This window comes from Algoriphagus sanaruensis, from assembly GCF_001593605.1.
GTDB classification, from domain to species: domain Bacteria; phylum Bacteroidota; class Bacteroidia; order Cytophagales; family Cyclobacteriaceae; genus Algoriphagus; species Algoriphagus sanaruensis.
The window spans coordinates 3,750,094-3,770,965 of sequence record NZ_CP012836.1 but is presented as its reverse complement, the minus strand read 5'-3'; the positions used below and the strand labels follow the sequence as shown (position 1 = coordinate 3,770,965).

21 protein-coding genes are annotated in these 20,872 nt (G+C 42.6%); 13 read left to right on the top strand and 8 right to left on the bottom strand.

What is annotated here, in order from left to right; all coding sequences use genetic code 11:
* Window positions 1-6: 6 nt before the first annotated feature.
* The 3 genes from AO498_RS16425 to lpdA form a co-directional block, all read right to left on the bottom strand.
* Complete coding sequence (locus tag AO498_RS16425) at window positions 7-840, bottom strand: anti-sigma factor (RefSeq protein WP_067549995.1); 834 nt, start codon at window positions 838-840, stop codon at window positions 7-9.
* A gap of 1 nt (window position 841) precedes the next feature.
* Window positions 842-1,375 (bottom strand): RNA polymerase sigma factor, encoded by a 534-nt coding sequence (locus tag AO498_RS16420; protein WP_067549993.1) that lies wholly within the window; start codon window positions 1,373-1,375, stop codon window positions 842-844.
* A gap of 88 nt (window positions 1,376-1,463) precedes the next feature.
* Window positions 1,464-2,861 carry a dihydrolipoyl dehydrogenase gene (gene lpdA, locus AO498_RS16415; RefSeq protein WP_067549991.1) on the bottom strand — a complete coding sequence of 466 codons (1,398 nt, stop codon included), beginning with the start codon at window positions 2,859-2,861 and terminating at the stop codon, window positions 1,464-1,466.
* 291 nt (window positions 2,862-3,152) lie between these two features.
* Between lpdA and fabG the strand changes: the two genes are divergently transcribed.
* Window positions 3,153-3,899, top strand: coding sequence for a 3-oxoacyl-[acyl-carrier-protein] reductase (gene fabG / locus AO498_RS16410; RefSeq protein ID WP_067549989.1), 747 nt, complete (start codon window positions 3,153-3,155; stop codon window positions 3,897-3,899).
* Window positions 3,900-4,037: 138 nt separating this feature from the next.
* On the opposite strand, the gene pruA is transcribed toward fabG, so the two are convergent.
* The 3 genes from pruA to AO498_RS16395 all read right to left on the bottom strand — a co-directional run bounded on the left by pruA (window position 4,038) and on the right by AO498_RS16395 (window position 6,832).
* Window positions 4,038-5,672, bottom strand: a complete 1,635-nt coding sequence (pruA, locus tag AO498_RS16405; protein ID WP_067549987.1) for an L-glutamate gamma-semialdehyde dehydrogenase — start codon at window positions 5,670-5,672, stop codon at window positions 4,038-4,040.
* A 72-nt stretch (window positions 5,673-5,744) separates the two neighbouring features.
* Complete coding sequence (locus AO498_RS16400) at window positions 5,745-6,440, bottom strand: YjjG family noncanonical pyrimidine nucleotidase (protein ID WP_067549985.1); 696 nt, start codon at window positions 6,438-6,440, stop codon at window positions 5,745-5,747.
* 8 nt (window positions 6,441-6,448) lie between these two features.
* Window positions 6,449-6,832, bottom strand: a complete 384-nt coding sequence (locus AO498_RS16395; protein WP_067549983.1) for an ArsR/SmtB family transcription factor — start codon at window positions 6,830-6,832, stop codon at window positions 6,449-6,451.
* A gap of 155 nt (window positions 6,833-6,987) precedes the next feature.
* Between AO498_RS16395 and AO498_RS16390 the strand changes: the two genes are divergently transcribed.
* The 12 genes from AO498_RS16390 (at window position 6,988) to AO498_RS16335 (ending at window position 16,980) form a co-directional block, all read left to right on the top strand.
* Window positions 6,988-7,587, top strand: coding sequence for a carboxypeptidase-like regulatory domain-containing protein (locus AO498_RS16390; protein ID WP_417876917.1), 600 nt, complete (start codon window positions 6,988-6,990; stop codon window positions 7,585-7,587).
* Between the two features lie 131 nt (window positions 7,588-7,718).
* Complete coding sequence (locus AO498_RS16385; protein ID WP_067550599.1) at window positions 7,719-7,964, top strand: type B 50S ribosomal protein L31; 246 nt, start codon at window positions 7,719-7,721, stop codon at window positions 7,962-7,964.
* Between the two features lie 69 nt (window positions 7,965-8,033).
* Entirely contained in the window at window positions 8,034-9,230 is a 1,197-nt protein-coding gene (locus AO498_RS16380; protein WP_067549981.1) for a GlmU family protein, read from the top strand.
* Window positions 9,231-9,241: 11 nt separating this feature from the next.
* Complete coding sequence (locus AO498_RS16375; RefSeq protein ID WP_067549979.1) at window positions 9,242-10,384, top strand: DNA polymerase III subunit; 1,143 nt, start codon at window positions 9,242-9,244, stop codon at window positions 10,382-10,384.
* Window positions 10,385-10,388: 4 nt separating this feature from the next.
* Window positions 10,389-10,829: an ATP-dependent zinc protease family protein gene (locus AO498_RS16370; RefSeq protein WP_067549977.1), complete on the top strand. Its 441-nt coding sequence runs from the start codon at window positions 10,389-10,391 to the stop codon at window positions 10,827-10,829.
* Complete coding sequence (gene rimK / locus AO498_RS16365) at window positions 10,826-11,731, top strand: 30S ribosomal protein S6--L-glutamate ligase (protein ID WP_067549975.1); 906 nt, start codon at window positions 10,826-10,828, stop codon at window positions 11,729-11,731. Before AO498_RS16370 ends, rimK begins: the two co-directional genes overlap by 4 nt.
* Window positions 11,732-12,667, top strand: a complete 936-nt coding sequence (hemC, locus tag AO498_RS16360; protein ID WP_067549973.1) for a hydroxymethylbilane synthase — start codon at window positions 11,732-11,734, stop codon at window positions 12,665-12,667.
* A complete protein-coding gene (locus tag AO498_RS16355; RefSeq protein WP_067549971.1) occupies window positions 12,664-13,509 on the top strand; it encodes a peptidylprolyl isomerase in 846 nt (281 codons plus the stop codon). Before hemC ends, AO498_RS16355 begins: the two co-directional genes overlap by 4 nt.
* Window positions 13,499-14,422 (top strand): SDR family oxidoreductase, encoded by a 924-nt coding sequence (locus AO498_RS16350; RefSeq protein WP_236778615.1) that lies wholly within the window; start codon window positions 13,499-13,501, stop codon window positions 14,420-14,422. Before AO498_RS16355 ends, AO498_RS16350 begins: the two co-directional genes overlap by 11 nt.
* Window positions 14,423-14,461: 39 nt before the next feature.
* The gene (locus AO498_RS16345) at window positions 14,462-15,847 is read left to right on the top strand and encodes a sodium-dependent transporter (protein WP_067549967.1); all 1,386 of its coding nucleotides are present in this window, start codon (window positions 14,462-14,464) and stop codon (window positions 15,845-15,847) included.
* Between the two features lie 141 nt (window positions 15,848-15,988).
* Window positions 15,989-16,348, top strand: a complete 360-nt coding sequence (locus AO498_RS16340; protein ID WP_067549965.1) for a response regulator — start codon at window positions 15,989-15,991, stop codon at window positions 16,346-16,348.
* 53 nt (window positions 16,349-16,401) lie between these two features.
* Window positions 16,402-16,980 (top strand): outer membrane beta-barrel protein, encoded by a 579-nt coding sequence (locus AO498_RS16335; RefSeq protein WP_067549963.1) that lies wholly within the window; start codon window positions 16,402-16,404, stop codon window positions 16,978-16,980.
* Between the two features lie 69 nt (window positions 16,981-17,049).
* Here AO498_RS16335 and AO498_RS16330 read toward each other — a convergent pair whose 3' ends face one another.
* Both AO498_RS16330 and AO498_RS16325 read right to left on the bottom strand, forming a co-directional pair.
* Window positions 17,050-19,557, bottom strand: coding sequence for a WD40/YVTN/BNR-like repeat-containing protein (locus AO498_RS16330; RefSeq protein WP_067549960.1), 2,508 nt, complete (start codon window positions 19,555-19,557; stop codon window positions 17,050-17,052).
* Between the two features lie 146 nt (window positions 19,558-19,703).
* A complete protein-coding gene (locus AO498_RS16325; RefSeq protein WP_067550597.1) occupies window positions 19,704-20,699 on the bottom strand; it encodes a DUF6340 family protein in 996 nt (331 codons plus the stop codon).
* Window positions 20,700-20,872: the final 173 nt, after the last annotated feature.

Genomic DNA, 20,872 nt, shown 5'->3' with positions numbered 1-20,872 from the left:
ATGGGATTAGGCAACTTCTCCCAGTACAACCAATTTGTCCAGTGTAGGAGCTTTTGACCCGCCCTTCGGCTCGATGGTGATGGCAAAAGCACCAGCTTCTGCTACCGCTTGCATTTGCTGCAAGGTGAATTTTTCTCCGGGATTCACGAGGCCAATACCAACAGGGCCATCTTTCCCAATCGCCCAAAGCTGGTAGTCAAATTCAGCGGTCAGTGAATTCAAATTATTAACCGCAACAAAGACTTCTTGGGCTTTTTGATCCCAAAAGACATCCACTTTGGCGTCTTTCTGCATAGGAAGAGCCTCCCCTTTCATCTCCACTCTACGGAAATCACCGGCCACCAATCGGTCGAGTCGATTATCGGTTTCTTCGTATTGTAGCTTGACTTGATTCAGATTATCCGCCAGCACCTGCTGATCTTGGAGAAGCGCAGTGAATTTCTGATCTGTCTCATAGAATTTACCTGCGAAGTAGATCGCCGCTGCACTTGCCAAAACGGCCACCAAAGACGCTGCAACCGCAAAAGGTTTCCAAGGGGTGAGTTTGACCACTTTGGGTTCTTTAGGAGCAGGACTAGGCGCATGGGCTGCTTTCGGTGCTTCCTCCTTTCTAAACTCTTCCTCAAGGGAAGCAAAGATTTTTTCCTTGAGTTGAGGGGAAGGTTTTTTTCCTGTCAACTCATCAAAGGCAAACATAGACTGTTCCAGCGCATCCAGTTCTTCCTGGATTTGTGGATGGGCTTTGGCCATAGCGATCACTTCCTCTCGCTCACGCTCGGTCAGCTCTCCGAGTAGGAAGAGCTCCAGTTTGCCTGATTCGATGTATTCTTGGATGTTCACGCTAAATTTTTTCTAAGTTCTTTTTTAATACTTGCAATGCTGCTCTGACTCGGGATTTGACAGTGCCCAGTGGGATGTCAAACTCTTCCGAGACTTCCGAGTGGGTGTACCCTTGGAAGTAAATGTACTCGATGATAAATCGTTGATCTTCATTGAGCTGGTTCATCAACTCCCTTACGCCTATTCCTTCTATTTGCTCCATCGTTCCCGATTGACTCTCCAGACCAAATACGAAGTCATCGATGGTATTGGTCTTAGTGGTTTGGGAAATTTCTTTGGAGCGGAGTTTATCAATGGCGGAATTTCGGCAAATATTTGCCATCCATGTGTATAGCCGTCCTTTGGATTCTTCGTAGGAATCGATTTTTCGAGTGATTTTGATAAAGGCATCGTGAAAAACCTCTTCGGCAATGTCAGAATCTAGAATGATTCGACTAATAACGGCAAACAATGCTCTCGAGTACTTTTCATAAAGATACTCGGTAGTTTTTCGGTCTCGGGCTCGTAGCCCGGCTATGATTTCTTCTTCCTGCAAAAGTCGGTCGGTTGGAGTAGTAATGTCTTAAAAATAAAACACCGGGCCAAATGTTTGAGCCCGGTGCTATTTTCTTATCGATTTTGGATCAAAGGTGAATTACCTCATCGTAAGCTGCAGCTGCAGCTTCCATCACTGCCTCAGACATGGTTGGGTGAGGGTGTACCGTCTTGATCAATTCGTGACCGGTTGTTTCCAGCTTGCGGATGGCAACGATCTCAGCGATCATTTCGGTTACATTGGCTCCAATCATGTGCGCGCCAAGAAGCTCTCCATATTTTTTGTCAAATACCAATTTTACGAATCCGTCTTTTGCTCCAGCAGCAGAAGCTTTACCAGAAGCGGAGAATGGGAATTTTCCTACCCTTACTTCGTAACCAGCAGCTTTTGCCTTGGCTTCAGTCATTCCCACTGAAGCGATTTCAGGAGAACAATAGGTACAGCCAGGAATATTACCATAATCCAATGGTTCTGGATGATGACCTGCGATTTTCTCTACGCAGATAATACCTTCCGCAGAAGCTACGTGCGCCAAAGCTGGCCCAGGGACTACATCACCGATAGCATAGTAGCCCGGCATATTGGTTTGATAGTATTCGTTGACTTGGATTTTGCCTTTGTCCACAAGGATTCCAACATCTTCCAAACCGATATTTTCAAGGTTTGAAACCACTCCTGCTGCAGAAAGTACCACATCGCACTCGAGAATTTCTTCGCCTTTGGAAGTTTTTACGGTCACTTTACAGCCCTCGCCAGAAGTGTCTACTCCTGTTACTTCGGACGAAGTCATAATCTTCATGCCAGACTTCTTGTAGATTTTCTCTAAAGCTTTTGATACTTCTTCGTCTTCCACAGGTACGATTCTGTCCATGAATTCGACAATGGTCACTTCCGTACCGATAGAGTTATAGAAATAGGCAAATTCAACTCCGATTGCTCCTGACCCTACAACCACCATTTTCTTAGGTTGCTTTTCCAAGGTCATTGCCTTTCTATAGCCGATGATTTTTTTGTCGTCAATTTTCATCGAAGGCAATTCGCGAGATCGAGCACCCGTAGCAATGATGATGCTCTCCGCAGCAATTACTGACTTTTTGCCTTCTGCATCTGTGACTTCGACTTTCTTGCCTGGCTGAACTTTACCCCATCCTGCAATGATCTCGATCTTGTTTTTCTTCATCAAAAACTGCACGCCTTTGCTCATGCCATCAGCAACTCCTCGGCTTCTTTTCACCATTCCGGCAAAATCTGCCTCGGCACCTTGTACTGAAATACCGTAGTCATTGGCATGGCTGATGTATTCAAAAACCTGTGCACTTTTCAGCAAGGCCTTGGTTGGGATACATCCCCAGTTGAGGCAAATGCCACCAAGTTCGGCAGCTTCCACAATGGCCGTTTTCAATCCGAGTTGAGATGCGCGAATCGCCGCTACGTATCCTCCTGGTCCGCTACCCAACACGATCAAGTCAAATTTTGTCGAAGACATATTTAAAATGGGTTTGATTACAAATGAAACTCTGCAAAAATAGGTCTTTTGAGTTCAGAAAAAAATCAGATTCGGATGAGGAAATTGGAGTCAAATGGAGGTATAAATGAATTATTTGTAGCGAAGCATTGAAAATTTTGTAAATCTGTCAAAAGCCAAATGCTTTTTTGAGATTTGGGAGTTTGTTGATTTATCCTCCTGTCTTTCAGTCAAAACACATTCGCTAGCAATTCAAAAACTGAAGTCCCCGCTTTTTTTTCTACTTTTGGCCAAAATTAAATTTTGATCTTCATGGGATTACTTTCAGGAAAAACTGCCATAGTGACTGGAGCCTCAAAAGGAATCGGTCGGGCAATTGCCATTAAATATGCACAGGAAGGCGCAAACGTAGCCTTTACTTATTTGTCTAGTGTAGAAAAAGGTCAAGCGCTTGAAGCTGAGCTTGCTGCATTTGGTGTAAAGGCGAAAGGGTATCGTTCTGATGCATCAGATTTCAAGGCTGCCGAAGAATTGGTTAACGCTGTCGTAGCAGACTTTGGAGGGTTGGATATCTTGATCAATAATGCAGGGATCACCCGCGACAATCTACTCATGCGGATGACCGAGGAATCTTGGGACGAAATCATGAATGTCAACTTGAAATCATGCTTCAACACCGTGAAAGCGGCTACCCGTACCATGATGAAAGCCAAGTCTGGTTCCATTATCAACATGACCTCCGTGGTTGGTGCTAAAGGGAATGCTGGTCAGGCCAACTATGCAGCTTCCAAAGCTGGAATCATCGGCTTCACTAAGTCAGTAGCCTTGGAATTGGGTTCTAGAAATATCCGATGCAATGCCGTAGCTCCTGGATTTATCGAGACAGAAATGACCGATGTGCTTGATGAGAAGACTGTACAAGGTTGGAGGGATGCTATCCCGATGAAGCGTGGAGGCAAGCCAGAAGAAATTGCTGATGTCTGCGTATTCCTAGGCTCTGACATGAGTACCTACATCTCCGGACAAGTGCTTCATGTGAATGGAGCAATGTATACCTAATATACAATTTTAGATTTACGAATTACGATTTACGAGCGGCTGAGTTTCCTCAGCCGCTCGTTTTTAATAAAAAAGCCTCGATCCTGGCAGTTATCCGGACCGAGGCTTTTGATTAAAATATTTAATGATTGAAACTTTTTAGTCGTTCCCTAAAAACGGATATCGGTAATCCTTCGGTGATACAAAGGTTTCCTTGATTGTACGAGGCGATACCCAACGAAGCAAGTTGATCATAGAACCGGCTTTGTCATTGGTTCCAGAAGCTCTTGCACCACCAAATGGCTGCTGACCTACCACTGCGCCTGTTGGCTTGTCGTTGATGTAGAAGTTGCCTGCTGCATTTCTCAGCTTTTGCGTAGCAAGCTCGATCGCGTAGCGGTCTTGAGAAAATACAGCACCTGTGAGTGCGTAGGGAGAAGTTTGATCCACCAGTTCGAGTACCGTTTCGAAATGCTCCTCGTGGTACACATAGATCGTCAACACTGGACCAAAGATCTCTTCGCACATGGTGGTGTACATCGGGTCTTGCGTCAAAATAACAGTTGGCTCGATGAAGTATCCTTTGGACTTGTCGTAGTTGCCGCCGGCGATGATCTCTACTCCCGGAGTAGCTTTGGCGTTATCAATGTACTTGGCGATTTTGTCGAAAGATTTCTCGTCGATTACAGCATTCACAAAGTTGGTGAAGTCCTCAGTACCTCCCATTTTGATGTCTGCCAGATCTGCAAGCATGTATTTTTTCACATCCTCCCAAAGGTTGGATGGGATGTATGCACGAGATGCCGCGGAACATTTTTGCCCTTGGTATTCAAATGCCCCGCGAACCAAACCTACAGCCACTGCTTTTGCGTCAGCGGATTTATGAGCTAGGACAAAATCTTTTCCGCCTGTTTCTCCCACGATTCTTGGGTAAGATTTATATAGCTTGATATTTTCTCCGATCGTTTTCCAAATGTGTTGAAATACTCCTGTTGAACCTGTGAAGTGAATTCCCGCAAAATCAGGATGCTTGAAGATTACCTCTCCAGCAACTGGCCCATCCACATAGATCAAGTTAATTACTCCATCTGGCACTCCAGCTTCCTTGAAAATTTCCATCAGAACCTGAGCTGAATAGATCTGGGTATAGGCTGGTTTCCAAACGATCGTATTTCCCATCATCGCTGCGGAAGTTGGCAAATTGCCTGCGATCGCGGTAAAGTTAAATGGCGTCAAAGCGAACACGAATCCTTCTAATGGTCGTTGTTCGACACGATTCCAAACTCCTCCTCCAGAAACAGGAGGTTGCTGCGCATAGATTTCCGTCATGTATTTCACATTGAACCTGAGGAAATCGATGAACTCACATGCAGAATCAATTTCTGCCTGGAATGCATTCTTGGATTGACCAAGCATGGTAGCCGCATTAAGCTTAGCTCGGTAAGGACCGGCAATAAGATCAGCGGCCTTTAAGAAAATTGCAGCTCGCTGTTCCCATTCCAAATTTTCCCAGGCCTCTTTTGCTCCCAAAGCAGCGTTAATTGCCTGCTCCACATGAGAAGCATCACCTTCATGGAAATAGCCCAGAATATGCTGATGATCATGGGGAGGAGACATTGGTCGGGTATTTCCCGTTCTGACTTCTTCGCTTCCGATGTACATAGGGACATCGATTTGCTTTGATCTCAACTCAGCCAACATGGCTTGGAGTTCTTTTCGCTCGGGGCTTCCCGGTGCATATGATTTTACCGGCTCATTGACAGGAGCAGGTACATTGAAAAATCCCTTTAACATGATATTTGGTGTTTATTTAATTTCTGAGTGGCCAAAGATAAGTGTTCCTGCTGTTTTGAGTAGCGATTTCACTTACAAAAGCTGTTCAAGCTCTTGGAGATGGCTGATTTCATAAGTGGGTTGGAGGTCTATAACTTTTCCTTCTGGGTTGAAATAAACTTGGTCGATGTTGGCCCGTTGGGCTCCTAGGATATCTGATGCTGGATTATCTCCAATCATCAAGCAAGCTTCCGCCTGGGTTTGAAGCTGATGTATGGCATATTCAAAAATTCGAGGGTCAGGCTTTTTAAATCCGGTAGTTTCTGAGGTAACCACAAGTTCAAAGTATCCATCCAAATTGGCAGATTTCATCTTTTTTGCCTGAGACTCATTAAACCCATTCGTGATGACATGGATTCGATACTTCTGCTTCAGGTAAGTCAAGATTTCTTTTGAATAAGGGAAAACGTGGGGCTTGGAAGAAGTTCGGTGCATGAAGTCTTCCTCAAACGCAGCTGGAATAGCTTCAGAATTCCCCCCGGCATGTTCAAATATTCGGGGGAATCGTTCTTTTCTTAAGTTATACTTGTCGATTTTTCCCACGTTATACCAGTCCCAAAGTTGGAAATTGACTGCATGGAAGGATGCAAAGAATTTTTCAAAGGTGGGAATTCCCAATTCTTGGAGACCGTAAATCTGATAAAGTTCAGAAAGGGATTCTGTTACGTTTCGATCATAGTCCCACAGGGTGTGGTCCAGATCAAAGAAGATGTGTTGGTAAGTTTTCACCCGGGTGATCAGCGTCTATATTGGTTGTTTTGAATTTTGTTGATCGCCAGTTCTCGATTGGATTTTAAGATTTCAAAGGTTTCTTGATCTTTGATGAGACTGGGGTCTTTTTGGATAAACTTGAAAATCTGCTGAATGATTTCAATGTATTCTTCGAGGATGTAATAAAATACCCACTGATCCACTCGGCGGCTTCCCAATAGTCCAGCATTTTTCAAATAAATCAGGTGTCGACTGGTTTTTGTTTGGGTAAAATCTAGGATATGCTCCAAATCTGAAATGCTCAGTTCTTTATTTAAAAGCAACAGGTGAATTAATCGAACCCGCGGTTCTTCAGATAAGGCTTTGAAGATTCTCAGCCCGTAGTTCAAACTGATATTTTTAAGTCTCATTAGTAACTTTTAACTTGTGCCGGCTGTTAAACCTAAGGTATTTACCCGAAATTAGTTTTAAATCGCACTGTAAAAACAAGCCTTATCCCTCAGATTTGACCTTCGTGAAATTACTCAAGATTCCATATTTGATTTTAGTGCTTGGCGTAGGATTTATTTTCTACTCCGGTACAGCATTGGCCCAAAATGACTTAGACAAAAAAGTGGTTCAATTGTCAGGGATTATCCTCAATGCTGATAGTACGGACGCTGTGCCAGGAGTGAATATTTATGTGCCTAAAAAAGGCAGAGGAACTGTCTCAGGTCGATTTGGTTATTTCTCGATGCCGGTCTTGGAAGGGGATAGTGTTGTATTCAGTTTTATAGGTTTGAAGAGACAAACTTTCAAGGTGCCAGAGCGTGCCGAGAATGATAAGATTTCGTTGATTTTGACTATGGAGGTGGATGAGATTGCCTTGGCTGAAATCGAGGTGATGCCTTATCCTACAGAGGAAGAATTTAAAAAAGCAGTAGTTGCACTCAATGTGGTAGACCCAATGTCTATCAGCCGAGCCAACATGAGTCCTGAAATGCTTTTAAGATGGGCGGAATCGATGCCTGCCTCCGGAGCGGAGAATTTTAGATATTTCCAACAAAGCCAAATGATTCAAAATCAGGATTTGTATGGTCCTAGGCCACTTCGAATCCTTGATCCATTTGCATGGGCTCAATTTATCCGATCTATCAAGCGAGGAGACTTAAAAAGTAAAGATTGATCAGAATTTCAATTTGTTTGAAGCGATTGAATAAAATCTGAAATAAATACCTGAGAAACATTTGCTCAAATTTATTTAAAAGAATATCTTTGTGCCTCGTTTCGAAAAAGGCAAAGAAAACAGCTATTCATATGAAAAAAGATATTCATCCAAACTACAGAGACGTCGTATTTTACGATACCTCAAGCGAGTTTAAGTTTTTGACCAAGTCTACTATTGAGACTTCTGAGACCATCGAGTGGACAGACGGTAACACTTACCCAGTTTACAAAATTGAAGTAAGCTCTGAATCTCATCCTTTCTACACCGGCAAGAAAATGCTTCTTGATACCGCTGGACGAGTGGAGAAATTCAACAAGAGATACGCGAAAAAGTAATCGCATACAGATTTTGTCTAAAAAGTCTCCCGGATCAAGTATTCCGGGAGACTTTTTTATTTTTGCCTCATGGACCATTTAGTTTTATTTGACGATCCCGCTATTCGAGGTTCGCTGCTACCCTTCACTTTTACCCGGCCAATTGCCGCCATCCGAATTGGAATATTGACGATTGCTGAAAAATGGGAAATGCGTTCCAAAGCAAGAATTTCCTATTTGACGCAGGATTATTTACAGAAAAAATTCCCTCGTGGAGAAGGAAAAGCACTTGCGGTTAATGGTTCATGGGTACCAGATCAGTCGTCTATTCAAATTTTGTCTGAATTAAAACCAGACGAGGCTTTGTATTTTGGAAAGGTATTGCTTGCCTCTTATATCGGAGAGACTGAGAAAAATCTGAATTTCACACAAGAGCGAAAGGCAATTCAGATTCAAAAGGAGCCATTTTTACTCCAAAAAACCTGGCATATTTTTCAGTTCAATGGGCAGGAAATCAGGAACGATTTTCAGGAACTGACTCAAGGCCGAGTTTCACAACCTATCTCAGATCCGTATACGCAGGTATATCATTCTGAGCAGATTTTTATTGAAGAAGGCGCAAAAATTAAAGCAGCAGTGCTCAACGCAGAAGGCGGACCGATTTACATTGGTAAAAATGCCGAGATCCAAGAAGGCGCGTTAATTCGAGGTCCATTTGCCTTGGGCGAAGGATCTACGGTAAACATGGGCGCCAAATTGCGAGGGGATATTACGGTGGGTCCTTTCTCAAAAGTGGGTGGAGAAATTTCTAATTCTGTCTTTTTTGGCTATTCAAATAAAGGTCATGATGGATTCTTGGGAAATTCAGTCATTGGGGAATGGTGTAATTTGGGCGCCGATACCAATACCTCTAATCTTAAAAATAACTATGCCCCGGTCAAGCTTTGGGATTATACTCGAGGTGGCTTTGCAAATACGGGTCTACAGTTTTGTGGATTGATGATGGGGGACCATAGTAAATGCGGAATTAATACAATGTTTAATACCGGAACAGTAGTTGGGGTTGGGGCCAATATTTTTGGGGACGGATTCCCACGGAACTTTATTCCTTCTTTTGCTTGGGGTGGAGCTGCCGGATTCTCTACGTTTGTTTTTCCGAAATTCGAAGAAACAGCCAAAGTGGTTTTCACTCGAAGATCTTTGGAATGGACAGACACCGAAAAAGAAATTTTGGAAAAGGTTTTTGACTTGACCAAAACCTACAGAATTTGGGAAAAAACAACCTGATCTGATTAGTCATGCAATTTGCAGATATACCAGGCTTGCCTGAGACCAAGGAAAAACTTCTAAATGCAGTCAAATTCAATCATTTGGCTCATGCATTGCTTTTTCACGGGCCTGAAGGTTCAGCAAATTTGACCTTGGCTTTGGCTTTGGCCACCTACCTCTATTGCGAGAATCGAACAGAATCTGACTCCTGTGGTACATGTTCGGCTTGTCAGCGGATGAAGAAGCTGATTCTGCCTGATTTGAATTTTGCTTTTCCTGTAGTAGCGACTTCCAAAGATGAGGATAGCAAAGACGATGAAAAGGAGGATAAAGTAGATCATTTGGCCAATTGGAGAAAGTTCGTCACTGAGTTGCCTTATGGAAATGTCCACGATTTCATCTATTTCAATGGATTTGAAAAAAAGCAGTTGAACATCTCAAAAGCAGCTGCTCGAAAAATTATTCAGGCGCTTTCGTTGATGTCTTTTGAGGGAGGGCACAAAATCATGTTGCTATGGTCACCGGAATACCTACATCCTTCTGCAGCAAATGCCTTATTGAAAATCATTGAGGAGCCACCTGCAAAAACTATTTTCATGTTGGTGACTTCTCAGCCGGATCAGCTCCTGACGACTATTTTGTCCAGAACCCAAAAAATTATGGTGCGGGCATTTTCGGATGAAGAAATCCGAACTCATTTGGTGAATCAAGGGATGTGTGATGCGAAGGCTGCAGAACAAATTGCTATTCTGGCAGATGGAAATTTGAGAGAAGCCTATCGACTTTTGGAAAACGAAGAAGATTTATCAGTACGGCAAATTCGGGATTGGTTTAGATTGTGCGTGACCAAAAACCTCAAAGATATTTTTGCCATGGCAGATGATTTCCATAAGTCAGATAAAGAAGCTCAAAAATCGCTGATGATGGCAGGGCTTCAAGTGACAAGGGAGATTATGCTGAAAAATTTAGAATTGGATGCCTTGCTCAGAACAACCGATGAGGATCGAATTTTTATTGAAAAAATCAGCAATAAAATCCTGACCGAAGAGCATGCCGTAAAGATGTATGAAGCCTTCAATCAGGCTCATTACCACCTGGAGCGAAATGGAAATGCGAAAATGATTTTCACAGATCTTTCTATGGAAATCTTGTTGATGATGCCAAAAAATTGAGCGTATGCTTCCAAAAATCATCGGCCGCAAAGAAAAAATTTCGTTACCTAAGCTAGGCTTAAGTTTAGTTTGGGCGAAAATTGATACAGGTGCCTACTCCAGTAGCCTGCATGCAGAAGAGATTCGTGAAGAAGAAGTAGGCGGATTGAAAGTGCTTAAATTTCAAGTCCTTATGGCAGGACATCCGAAGTTTTCAGGAAAAACAGTAACTGCCAAAAAGTACCGCCAGAAGAAAGTTAAAAATTCATTTGGGCAAGCTGAAGTTCGGTTTTTGATCGAAACAGAAATTAGAATCGCAGGAGAAACCTATAAGGCTGAATTTACCCTTTCAGACCGATCAAACATGAAAAATTCCATTTTACTAGGAAGAAAAGTCCTCCGGGAAAGATTTCTGGTAGATGTTACCAAAACCAACTTAGGGAAAGCCTACCGACATAAAAAATGAAAATTGCAATCCTATCCCGGAATCCAAGGCTCTACTCCACCAAAAGGCTTTTGGAAGAGGCTCAGAAAGCCGGCCATGAGGCTATTATTGTGGATCATAGTCTTTGTGACTTGATTATTGAGCAAAATGGCCCTTCGATAATTTATCAAGGGAAAACACTAGAGGGAGTTGATGCGATTATTCCTAGAATTGGTGCGTCTGTTACTTTTTATGGCACCGCAGTAGTCCGTCAATTCGAATTGATGGGAGCTTTTTCAGTAGTTACTTCCCAAGCAATAGTACGAAGTAGGGATAAATTGAGAAGCCTGCAAATTTTATCAAAAAATGGATTGGGGATGCCCAAGACGGCCTTTACCAATTTTTCAAAAGGTGGAGAAAAGATGCTGATCGAGCAGGTGGGAGGAGCCCCTGTTATCGTCAAACTATTAGAAGGTACCCAAGGCCTAGGAGTTGTTCTCGCAGAGACCAAGAAAGCGGCTCAATCTGTAGTGGAGGCATTTCATGGCTTAAAAGCCAGAATTATAGTTCAGGAATTTGTCAAAGAAGCAAAAGGTGCAGATATCCGAGCTTTTGTGGTCAATGGAAAAGTGGTAGGAGCCATGAAACGACAGGGCGCTGAAGGTGAGTTTCGTTCAAACCTTCATCGTGGAGGAGTAGCTACGGTTATTAAACTGAGCCGAATCGAAAAGCAGGCTGCACTAAATGCAGCCAAGGCGCTTGGATTAGATGTGGCTGGAGTTGATATGCTTCAGTCGGATCGTGGTCCTTTGATTTTGGAAGTAAATAGTTCGCCTGGTTTAGAGGGCATTGAATCTGCCACAGGAATCAACATAGCAGGAGAAATAATCAAATTTGTGGAAGAAGGAGTTTCTAAAAAATCTTCCAAACGAGAAAAACATTAAATGAATAGGCCAATAAAAATAGGAACCCGTGGAAGTAAGCTTGCACTCTGGCAGGCATATCATGTGGAAAGTCTTTTACAGCAAGCAGGTCTTCAGACTGAAATTGTTTTGATTGATACCAGGGGAGATCAGGTTTTGGATGTTTCCATTTCAAAGATTGGTTCCAAAGGTGTGTTTACCCAAGAGCTTGAGGATCAATTGATCGATGGAAGGATTGACATTGCCGTCCATTCTGCCAAGGATATGCAATCCAATCTTGGGGACCAATTTGAGATTATTGCTTTTACCGAAAGAGAGAAGGAGAATGATATACTCCTTTCGAGGAACTCAAACTTATCGATCAAAGATTCCTCTCAGTCTTTTGTGCTTGGGACTTCTTCGACCCGAAGGATAGCTACTTTAAAGCATTTCTATCCCCATGTAAAAACAGTAGACATAAGAGGGAATCTTCAGACTCGAATTCGGAAAATGGATGAAGGTCTCTGTGATGCCTTATTGTTAGCCTATGCCGGTGTTCATCGAATGGGATACGATGAGATGATTGTTGAATACTTGAATCTGGAGGAATTTACCCCTGCAGTGGGACAAGGCTCCGTAGCGATTGAATCTGCGAAAACACTAGATACTGACTTGAAGGCTAAAATTATTTCAGCCTGCAATCATTCTGAAACAGAAGCGAGACTGAAAGCTGAGCGAGCCTTTCTTCGAGTTTTGGAGGGAGGATGTAGTATTCCCGTTTTTGCTATGGCTAGCCTTGAACATGAAACCTTGAAACTTAATGGAGGAATCGTTAGCCTTGATGGGGAAAAAAGAATTGTCTTTGAGGTAAGTGGTGATAAAAATAATCCTGAGAAGATCGGGGAGGAATTGGCTGCCAAGGTTTTAAAAGCGGGAGGCAAAGAAATTTTAGAGAAAATCAAAGCACAATCGAAATGAAATTCTGGACAAGCATTCTTTTAGTCGGTCTAATATTACTTAGTACTTGGGCTTGTGGAAAGGACAAGGATTATCTGATTACGATCAGTACAAGACATGGCGATATCAAAGCCATTCTTTTTGATTCGGCTCCTGAGCATAAAAGTAATTTTCTTGCCTTGGCAGAAGCTGGGAGATTTGACTCTACCATGTTTCATCGGGTGATCAAAGATTTTATGGTTCAAGGTGGAGATGTTTTTGGAAAGGAGGGACTGCCTGCGCAGGAGTGGCCCACTCTTCCAGCCGAGATTAGTTCTAAATATGTTCACCTGAAAGGCATGATAGCTGCGGCGAGACAAGGGGATAATATTAATCCCCAAAAGCGAAGCAGTGGATCACAATTTTATATCGTTCATGGTCGAAAATATGAAGAGCTAGAATTGACGACTGATTTTTCCAAATTGCAAAAAGCTGTATTTCAATACATGCAGCTTGGTTCTGCTCAGGAGCTTAAAAAAGAATATGCAAGGCTTTATGAAGAGCAGAAGTTTGATAGTTTAACGAACTTGCTTCTTTCAAAGCGAGATGAAATCGCTGAAACCTTGAAGATAAAATTGACAAAAGACTATACACCCTCCCAAATTAAAGCCTACGCAGAAATTGGCGGTGCACCACATTTGGACTTTGAATACACAGTTTTCGGTCAAGTACTTTCCGGATTGGATGTTGTTGATAAAATAGCGGCTGAATCTACAAAAAGTGAGATCCCTATTGATCCAGTTTACATGAACGTCAAAGTGGAAAAAGTCTCGAGAAAAAAAATCGAAAAAGAATTTGGCTATGTATACCCAGATGAAAACTAAACCAAAGGTCTTGGTGACAGGCTCAAATGGGCTTTTGGGTCAAAAACTGGTACAACAACTTGTTGACCTAGATGAGTTTGAGGTGATTGCCACAGGTAGGGGGAAATGCCGAATTGAAAATACAGGATTTCAATATGTTGAGTTAAATATTGAGGGCGAAAAGCAAGTTGATGAAGTTATTGGTCTAATTTCTCCAGATATCCTTATTCATGGTGCGGCTATGACCCATGTGGATGAATGTGAACTCAATCAAGAGGCATGCTTCAAGGCTAATGTGGTGGCCACTCAAAATTTAATTTCTGCTTCTGAGAAAGCGGATTCTCTTTTTGTTTTCGTGTCCACAGATTTTATTTTTTCTGGATTGGATGGGAAAGATCCATATCTAGAGGATTCAACGCCCCATCCGGTCAATTACTATGGTGAGACTAAACTTGAAGCTGAGAATTTAGTAAAGGAATCAGCCTTAAAATGGGCTATTGTGAGGACAGGTTTGGTGTATGGAATGGCGCAAGATTTGACTCGATCTAATATTATTTTATGGGTGAAATCTTCACTGGAGCAGGGTAAGGAAATCCAAGTGGTGGATGATCAAGTTCGAACGCCAACTTTGGCAGAAGATCTAGCTGCGGGTTGTGTTTTAATTGCGCAAAAAAAAGCAACTGGAGTTTTTAATATTTCTGGAGGAGAATTATTGACGCCATTTCAAATGGCGATCCAGACTGCCGATTATTTTGGGTTGGATAAAAGCTTGATTAAAAGAACTGATTCCTCACGATTTACTCAGCCCGCAAAACGTCCCCTGAAAACCGGGTTTATTATCGATAAAGCCCGAAAACAGCTTGGATATGAACCCAAAACTTTCCAAGCGGGAATTGGTATTTTGGCAAAACAAATTATCTTAGCCAGCTCTTAAAAAGCACCTTATACCCTCAATTTAACTTTAGCATTATCTATGGCAGCAAGCGCTAATACTGACGAAAGAGGTCAGTTTGGATCCAGTCTTGGCTTTATTATGGCAGCAGCAGGTTCTGCCGTCGGACTCGGAAATATTTGGAGATTCCCCTATTTGACCGGAGAAAACGGAGGCGGAGCGTTCGTCTTTGTCTACATTCTTTGTGTGTTGTTGGTGGGACTTCCACTATTATTCAATGAGATTGCACTAGGAAGAAGATCAGGAAAGAACCCAATTGGCGCCATCCGTGATACAGGAGGTAATAAATTCTGGCAGTTGGCCGGGGTACTTTGCGTGATGGTCTGCTTTTTCGTATTCAGCTATTATTCTGTAATCGCAGGCTGGACTGTAGGCTATATTTTTACAGAAATAATCAATATTCCGATTGATTTTGAGGAGTTTGTTCAGACTCCACTTTATGTAATCCCACTTACTTTCATTTTTATTTTGATGACTATCCTAATCGTATTAGGTGGTGTGTCAGGTGGAATTGAAAAGGCAGCTAAGTTTTTGATGCCTGTATTGTTCATAATTATCTTATTCATTGCTGGACGATCAGTAACCTTAGAAGGAGCTAGCGCTGGGATTGATTATTATTTAAATCCTGACTTTTCAAAAATTAATGGAACTGTAATTCTACAAGCTCTAGGACAGGCATTTTTCTCCATGTCTGTAGGATGGGGATTGATGATTACGTTTGGTTCCTATTTGGATAAAAAATCTAACATTATCCAGTCTTCTGGCTGGATTGCGGGTATGGACACAGCCGTTGCCTTATTAGGTGGTCTGATGGTATTCCCTGCATTATTTGCTTTGTTGCCAGGTAAAGATCCAGCAGCAGGTCCAGCATTGGTTTTTGATGTGCTTCCAAAGGTTTTTGATGCCATGCCAGGAGGTAATATTATTGGAGGATTGTTCTTCATTCTATTGATGGTGGCGGCATTAACGTCTACGATTTCAATGCTTGAAGTTCCAGTTGCTTATTTGATTGATGATCGTAAGTGGAATCGTAAAAAAGCAACTTGGACAGTAGGCATAGCAGCAATGATCTTGTCTATTCCTTCAGCTCTTTCTTCTATCGAAGGGAATTTCTTTGCAGAAATCCGCTTCAATTTCTTAAGCAATGAACTAGTTGGATTCTTCGGAGCAATGGACTTCATCTTTGGAACATTTGCTGTAATTCTTATTTGTTTGATGCTGGCCTTATATACAGGTTGGGCTCAAAAAATCTCTGACTATGCAGATGAATTAGCCTTAGGAGCTCCAGGGTTTAAAGGTGGACTTCGCACGGGTTGGATATTCTTTATCAAGTGGGTTTGTCCAATTATTATTATTCTATTGATCCTTAATATGATTGGTCTTTTTGGAGCTCCTCAAGCTGCGTAAAAACTTAAATCAGATACTTAAAGTAAGCTGCTTAGGATTTATTCTAAGCAGCTTTTTTTATGAATAGGTTTAGCCCTAGCATTTGCAGGTTTTGATATTAAAAAAGTAATTCATATACTTGAAAAAGTTTTTCATAAAAAAATGAAGGTTCTCCTTGTAGACGATGATTCTATCCATTTAATGATCTTGAAAAGGATTTTTGAGCAACATTTTGCTGATGTATGTGTTGCTAAAAATGGGAAAGAAGCGCTACGTATTTTGGAGATAGACTCCAGTTTTCAGGTGATTCTAACGGATATCATTATGCCTGAAATGAATGGGATAGAGTTAGTGTCCTATATCAAGGAAAGCCATCATATTTCACAAATTCCTGTGATAGGCTTTACTTCTGGAGACCTTGAAAAATTCCGTAAAGAAGTAAGCGATGATTTCCATCATCTCGTTTCAAAGACGCAAGACTTTTATCAATTAGTAGATTTAGCTCGACTAGCTGTTGCGTAAAACTTGGCAAAGGAATTGCCTAGGGTGAGGAAAGCTAAACAAAATTCTTCACCATGAAAAAACTAATCTTCTCCGCTTTCTTGATTTTTGGGATGGTCTCTTTGGCTTATTCTCAAAATAGTGGCTTTGGAATCAAAGCAGGTTTAAGTAGTACCGAACTAGACTTTAAAAGTAATCAATTCGTTCCTCAAGGCGCACAAACTGGCTATCATTTAGGTGTTTATGGGAGAATTGGTGGCGCAGGCTTTTTTGTCCAACCAGAAGTTTTGTTTACCCAGACTTCAGGCAAGTTTTTGAGTGACCAAAATCAGATAAGCGCTGAATTCAACCGATTGGATATTCCAGTGATGATGGGGGTTCGTTTTTTTAAAATTTTTAGACTTCAAGCGGGACCTATCGCAAGTTTGAATATTGACTCTAAGCTCAAAGATGCAGGGAACACCTTAGGAGAGGCAAAATTTAAGGAGGCTACCTTGGGTTATCAGGCTGGTCTTGGGCTTGATTTGGGAAACTTATCTGTAGATGCTAAGTATGAAGGAGGCTTGAGTAAATGGACAGACAATATCAGTAGCTTCCAGACCGACAACCGAATCAACCAATGGGTCCTCTCTGTTGGATTTAAAATTTTCTAACAACTACTGTAGCAAAAAAAGCCCTCTGAATTCGACATTCAGAGGGCTTTTTTGGTTCAAGCGGTTAACTTATTTTTCCATCACTTTTGGGCTTGGATTAGCCCAATCGTGGATTTGCTTGAGATCGACGACATAGACACTTCGACCGTGAGTACCGATTACCAGATGGTTTTCACGCTCTTGGATGACCATGTCATAGATGGCTACATTTGGAATTTCCCCTTGAAAAAGAGTCCAGTTTTTTCCTTCATCAATACTTACATACAATCCATGGTCTGTTCCTAAATAAAGAATGTTAGGCATTTTTGGATCTTCGATGATAATGTTGGCCGCTTCTTCAGGGAGATTGGATTTGATGGATACCCAAGTTTTGCCATAATCCTCACTCATGTACACATAGGTGTTAAATTCATCATATCGGTAGCCATTCAAGGTGATATAGACTCTACCCTCTTTGAATTTGGAAGGAGAAATACTGCTCACCCATCGATCTTGCGGTAATCCGGCATTGAGGCTTGCCCAATTTCCTCCATTGTTTCGGGTGATCCAGACATTGCCATCATCAGTTCCTGCGTATAGTGTCCCAAATTCTAAAGGTGATTCTTCTACTACCGTAAGTGTTGCAAAAGGAACATTTCCGCTCTTTTGGTTTTTGGTCAAGTCAGGTGAAATGGTAGTCCAAGTATTGCCTTGATCGAGGGATTGATAGACATATTGCGAACCCATATATACAATGTCCTGATTGTGGTAGCTAAGTTCGGCCGGTGTTCTCCAATTCCAGCGATTAGGTGCATTTCCGATATCGTGACCTGGGGTAATTCGACGTCTTTCACCTGTTGCTTTATTGATTCTAGCATAGTTGCCAAATTGAGAGCCCGTATAAACAATGTCGTTGTTTCGGGTGTCTACCGCTACGACCATTCCATCACCACCAAATAGTGGCTCCCATCGATCTTCTGGTTTATTGGTGGATTTTCCGTACCAAACTCCGTTATCCTGCATTCCGCCGTAAATGTTGTAGGGAGTAGCGTTATCTACCATGATGGAGTAGAATTGAGAAATTGGCATTTGTGTGTTTAAATGATCCCATCTCGAGCCTCCTCCGTAGCTTCGGTACAAGCCTCCGTCATTTCCAAGCAATATATGCTTACTGTCGTTTGGATTGATCCACATGGATTGGTGATCAGAATGTGGGTCTCCTATTGAATCTGTTGAAGCAAAGTTTTTTCCTCCATCTCGCGATACCATCAATGGGACTCCTAAAACGAATACTTCATTTTCGTCAGAAGTACTGACCCGGATTTCGCCAAAATAATAACCATAGGTATTGTAAAGTTGACGGATATCTGATTCTGATACTAGTTTCCAGGTTTTGCCGGAATCTTCTGACCGATAGACCTCTGCACCTTTGATCGGTGCTCCAAACATCGCAGCATTCGCGTCGACAGCCCCTCCTAGGTAGTTAGCGATCTGGTTAGTGGTAATTTTTCCAGTTTTGAGCTGACGCTTAAGTTCGGTTGGTGTGTACTTGGTTGAAAATTGATTTCTGCGTAGGAAAGTCTCCAAGCGCTTGTCTTCTAAAGCCAAAGCTTGGTCTAGGCTCATTTCCTTAAAATCCTCGAGCTTCAGTGGATTCTCTTCCTGCTGTTGATTACCGCGTCTTCTGGGTTCTGGCGCAGGTTTATCGGATTTACCCTGATTATCGAGGAGGGCATAGACTACATTGGGATTGCTTTTCGAAAAGTCAAATCCAATTCGTCCCACAAATTCATCCTGAGGGAAGCCTTCAACGGCTTTCTTCCAAGTATTCCCTCCGTCTTCGGATCTCCAGATCGCCGAACCTTTTCCATTTCCGATAAAGTCATGGGCTTGTCTGAATCGCTCCCAACTTGCAGCTAAAAGGATATCTGGATTGGTAGGATGGAGCTGCATGTCGATGATGCCAGTGTTGTCATCGATATTTAAAACCTTTTTCCAAGTCTTTCCTCCATCGGTAGTTTTGAAGATTCCTCGCTCTTTGTTTTTGGAATAAAGTCCACCCATAGAACCCACCCAGACCACATTCGGATTGGTAGGATGAATCAAAATTTGACCAATGTGCTGGGAATGGATAAGTCCCATGTGTTCCCAGGATTTTCCTCCGTCAGTAGATTTATAGACTCCACTTCCTGCGTATGTGGATCGGCTGGAGTTGTCTTCACCTGTGCCGACCCAGAGTACGTTATTGTCCGAAGGGGAAAGTGCTATCGCGCCCATTCCAAGCGCACCCTGATGATCAAAAATTGGGGTAAATGACTGTCCGTTGTCCTCCGTTTTCCAGACTCCTCCTGAAGCTGCAGCCACGTAAAACGTATTTTGGTTGTTAGCAACTTCGATGTCAACGATTCGGCCTGACATATTGGTAGGACCTACATTTCGGGCTTTAAATTCCTTAAGAGGGGAGGACGCAAGCATTGATTTGTGCTTTTCTATCGATTCCTGAAACCCTTTTTCTGAGGTGGGCTTGATGTCTTGGGCGAGTGTACTGAAGGAAATCAATCCTGCAGCAGCCAAAATAAGGTAGGTGGATTTTTGCATGTGGTTTTCTTTGTTCAGGATGGAATATAAACAATCGCGGGGAAAGTCAGATGACCTTCCCCGCGAGTGGATAAAGCAGGATTTGGGAGGTGATCGTCAATGGAATTCCATATTGATTCCCTCTCTATTCAATTTTCCAAAGTAAATTAATCTTGATCTAGACGGCTTTCTCTTTCCATCTGCTGATCGAGTAGGGCCTGTTGCTGTAGCAGGCCGTTCAAAGTTCGGGTATAGGTTCTACCTTTTTTAAGTCCAAAATCCGTGTAAGCACGGCCTGCCCACTCCTTTGCGAGTTCCAAAGCCCCCAATACTTCATAGCCTACCGCGATGTTGTAAGCCAGCATTCCCCCGCTTTCCTCATCAGCTCCTGGCAAGGCCGCTTGCCAAGTTTGGATTGCCTGCTCCCATTGATCTACTTCAGCGAGCCGGGCCCCTTGAGCCACTGCCGGATCGGTTTTGGATTTTGGGAAAAAGCCGCGGTTGATCTCTGCATACATCGGAGCAATTTTGCTGGCATAACCTGCACCTGCCATTTCTCCCACTGCTCTTGCAGCGTCGGCTTTAGTGATCAAAAGCGCCAAAGCTTGTGCTTTGGTTTCTCCCTCTGCTGACCAGAGATTTTTCTTCTCAAATCGCTGCTGATCTACAATATTCCGATCTTTAGGGTCATATAGACGGAATCCTGCACTGACATTGGCTACGCCTTCCACATACCAGCCCTGAACCTCGATTTGTCGGGAGGTTTTTCCTTCAGTCACTGTCTTTTTGATTAAGCGCTGTTGATCCGTAACTACGAAATCTGAGCTGAAATTTTCCAAGGTCAAGACCGCATCCGCATCGTATCGATTGGCAAGTTGCTCCACCGTGTACCAATCCAGAGGATTGGGAAACATCTGTCCGAAAATTCCACCCGGAAGGCGCTCGGTGGCTCTCACGATTTGAAATCTCGGGGAGGAATTGAGACTCATTTGAAGGGAGGAGAGGGTGGCTTGTACGGCATTGCGAACCTCAAATGGGAGCTCACCGGTGATGATCCCTTCTATAATGGCCAGGCCTTCGCTTTGAGGCTTGGTTCGATCTACCAAAACTATTTTCTGTACATGGCTAGGTACAGTGACTGGAGCGGGTACCAGTCGGGTCATGGTGACATTTTTAGAACAGCCGCTTGCTATGAGCAAAATGGTAGCAAAGAGGACATTTAGTGTGTTTTTAGGAAAAAGGCAAAAATTCATAATCTGGGTTTTAATTGGGACGAAGTTAGTACGAATAAAAAAATCCACGGTTTTTAGACCGTGGATTTTAATTCAAAAGTGAT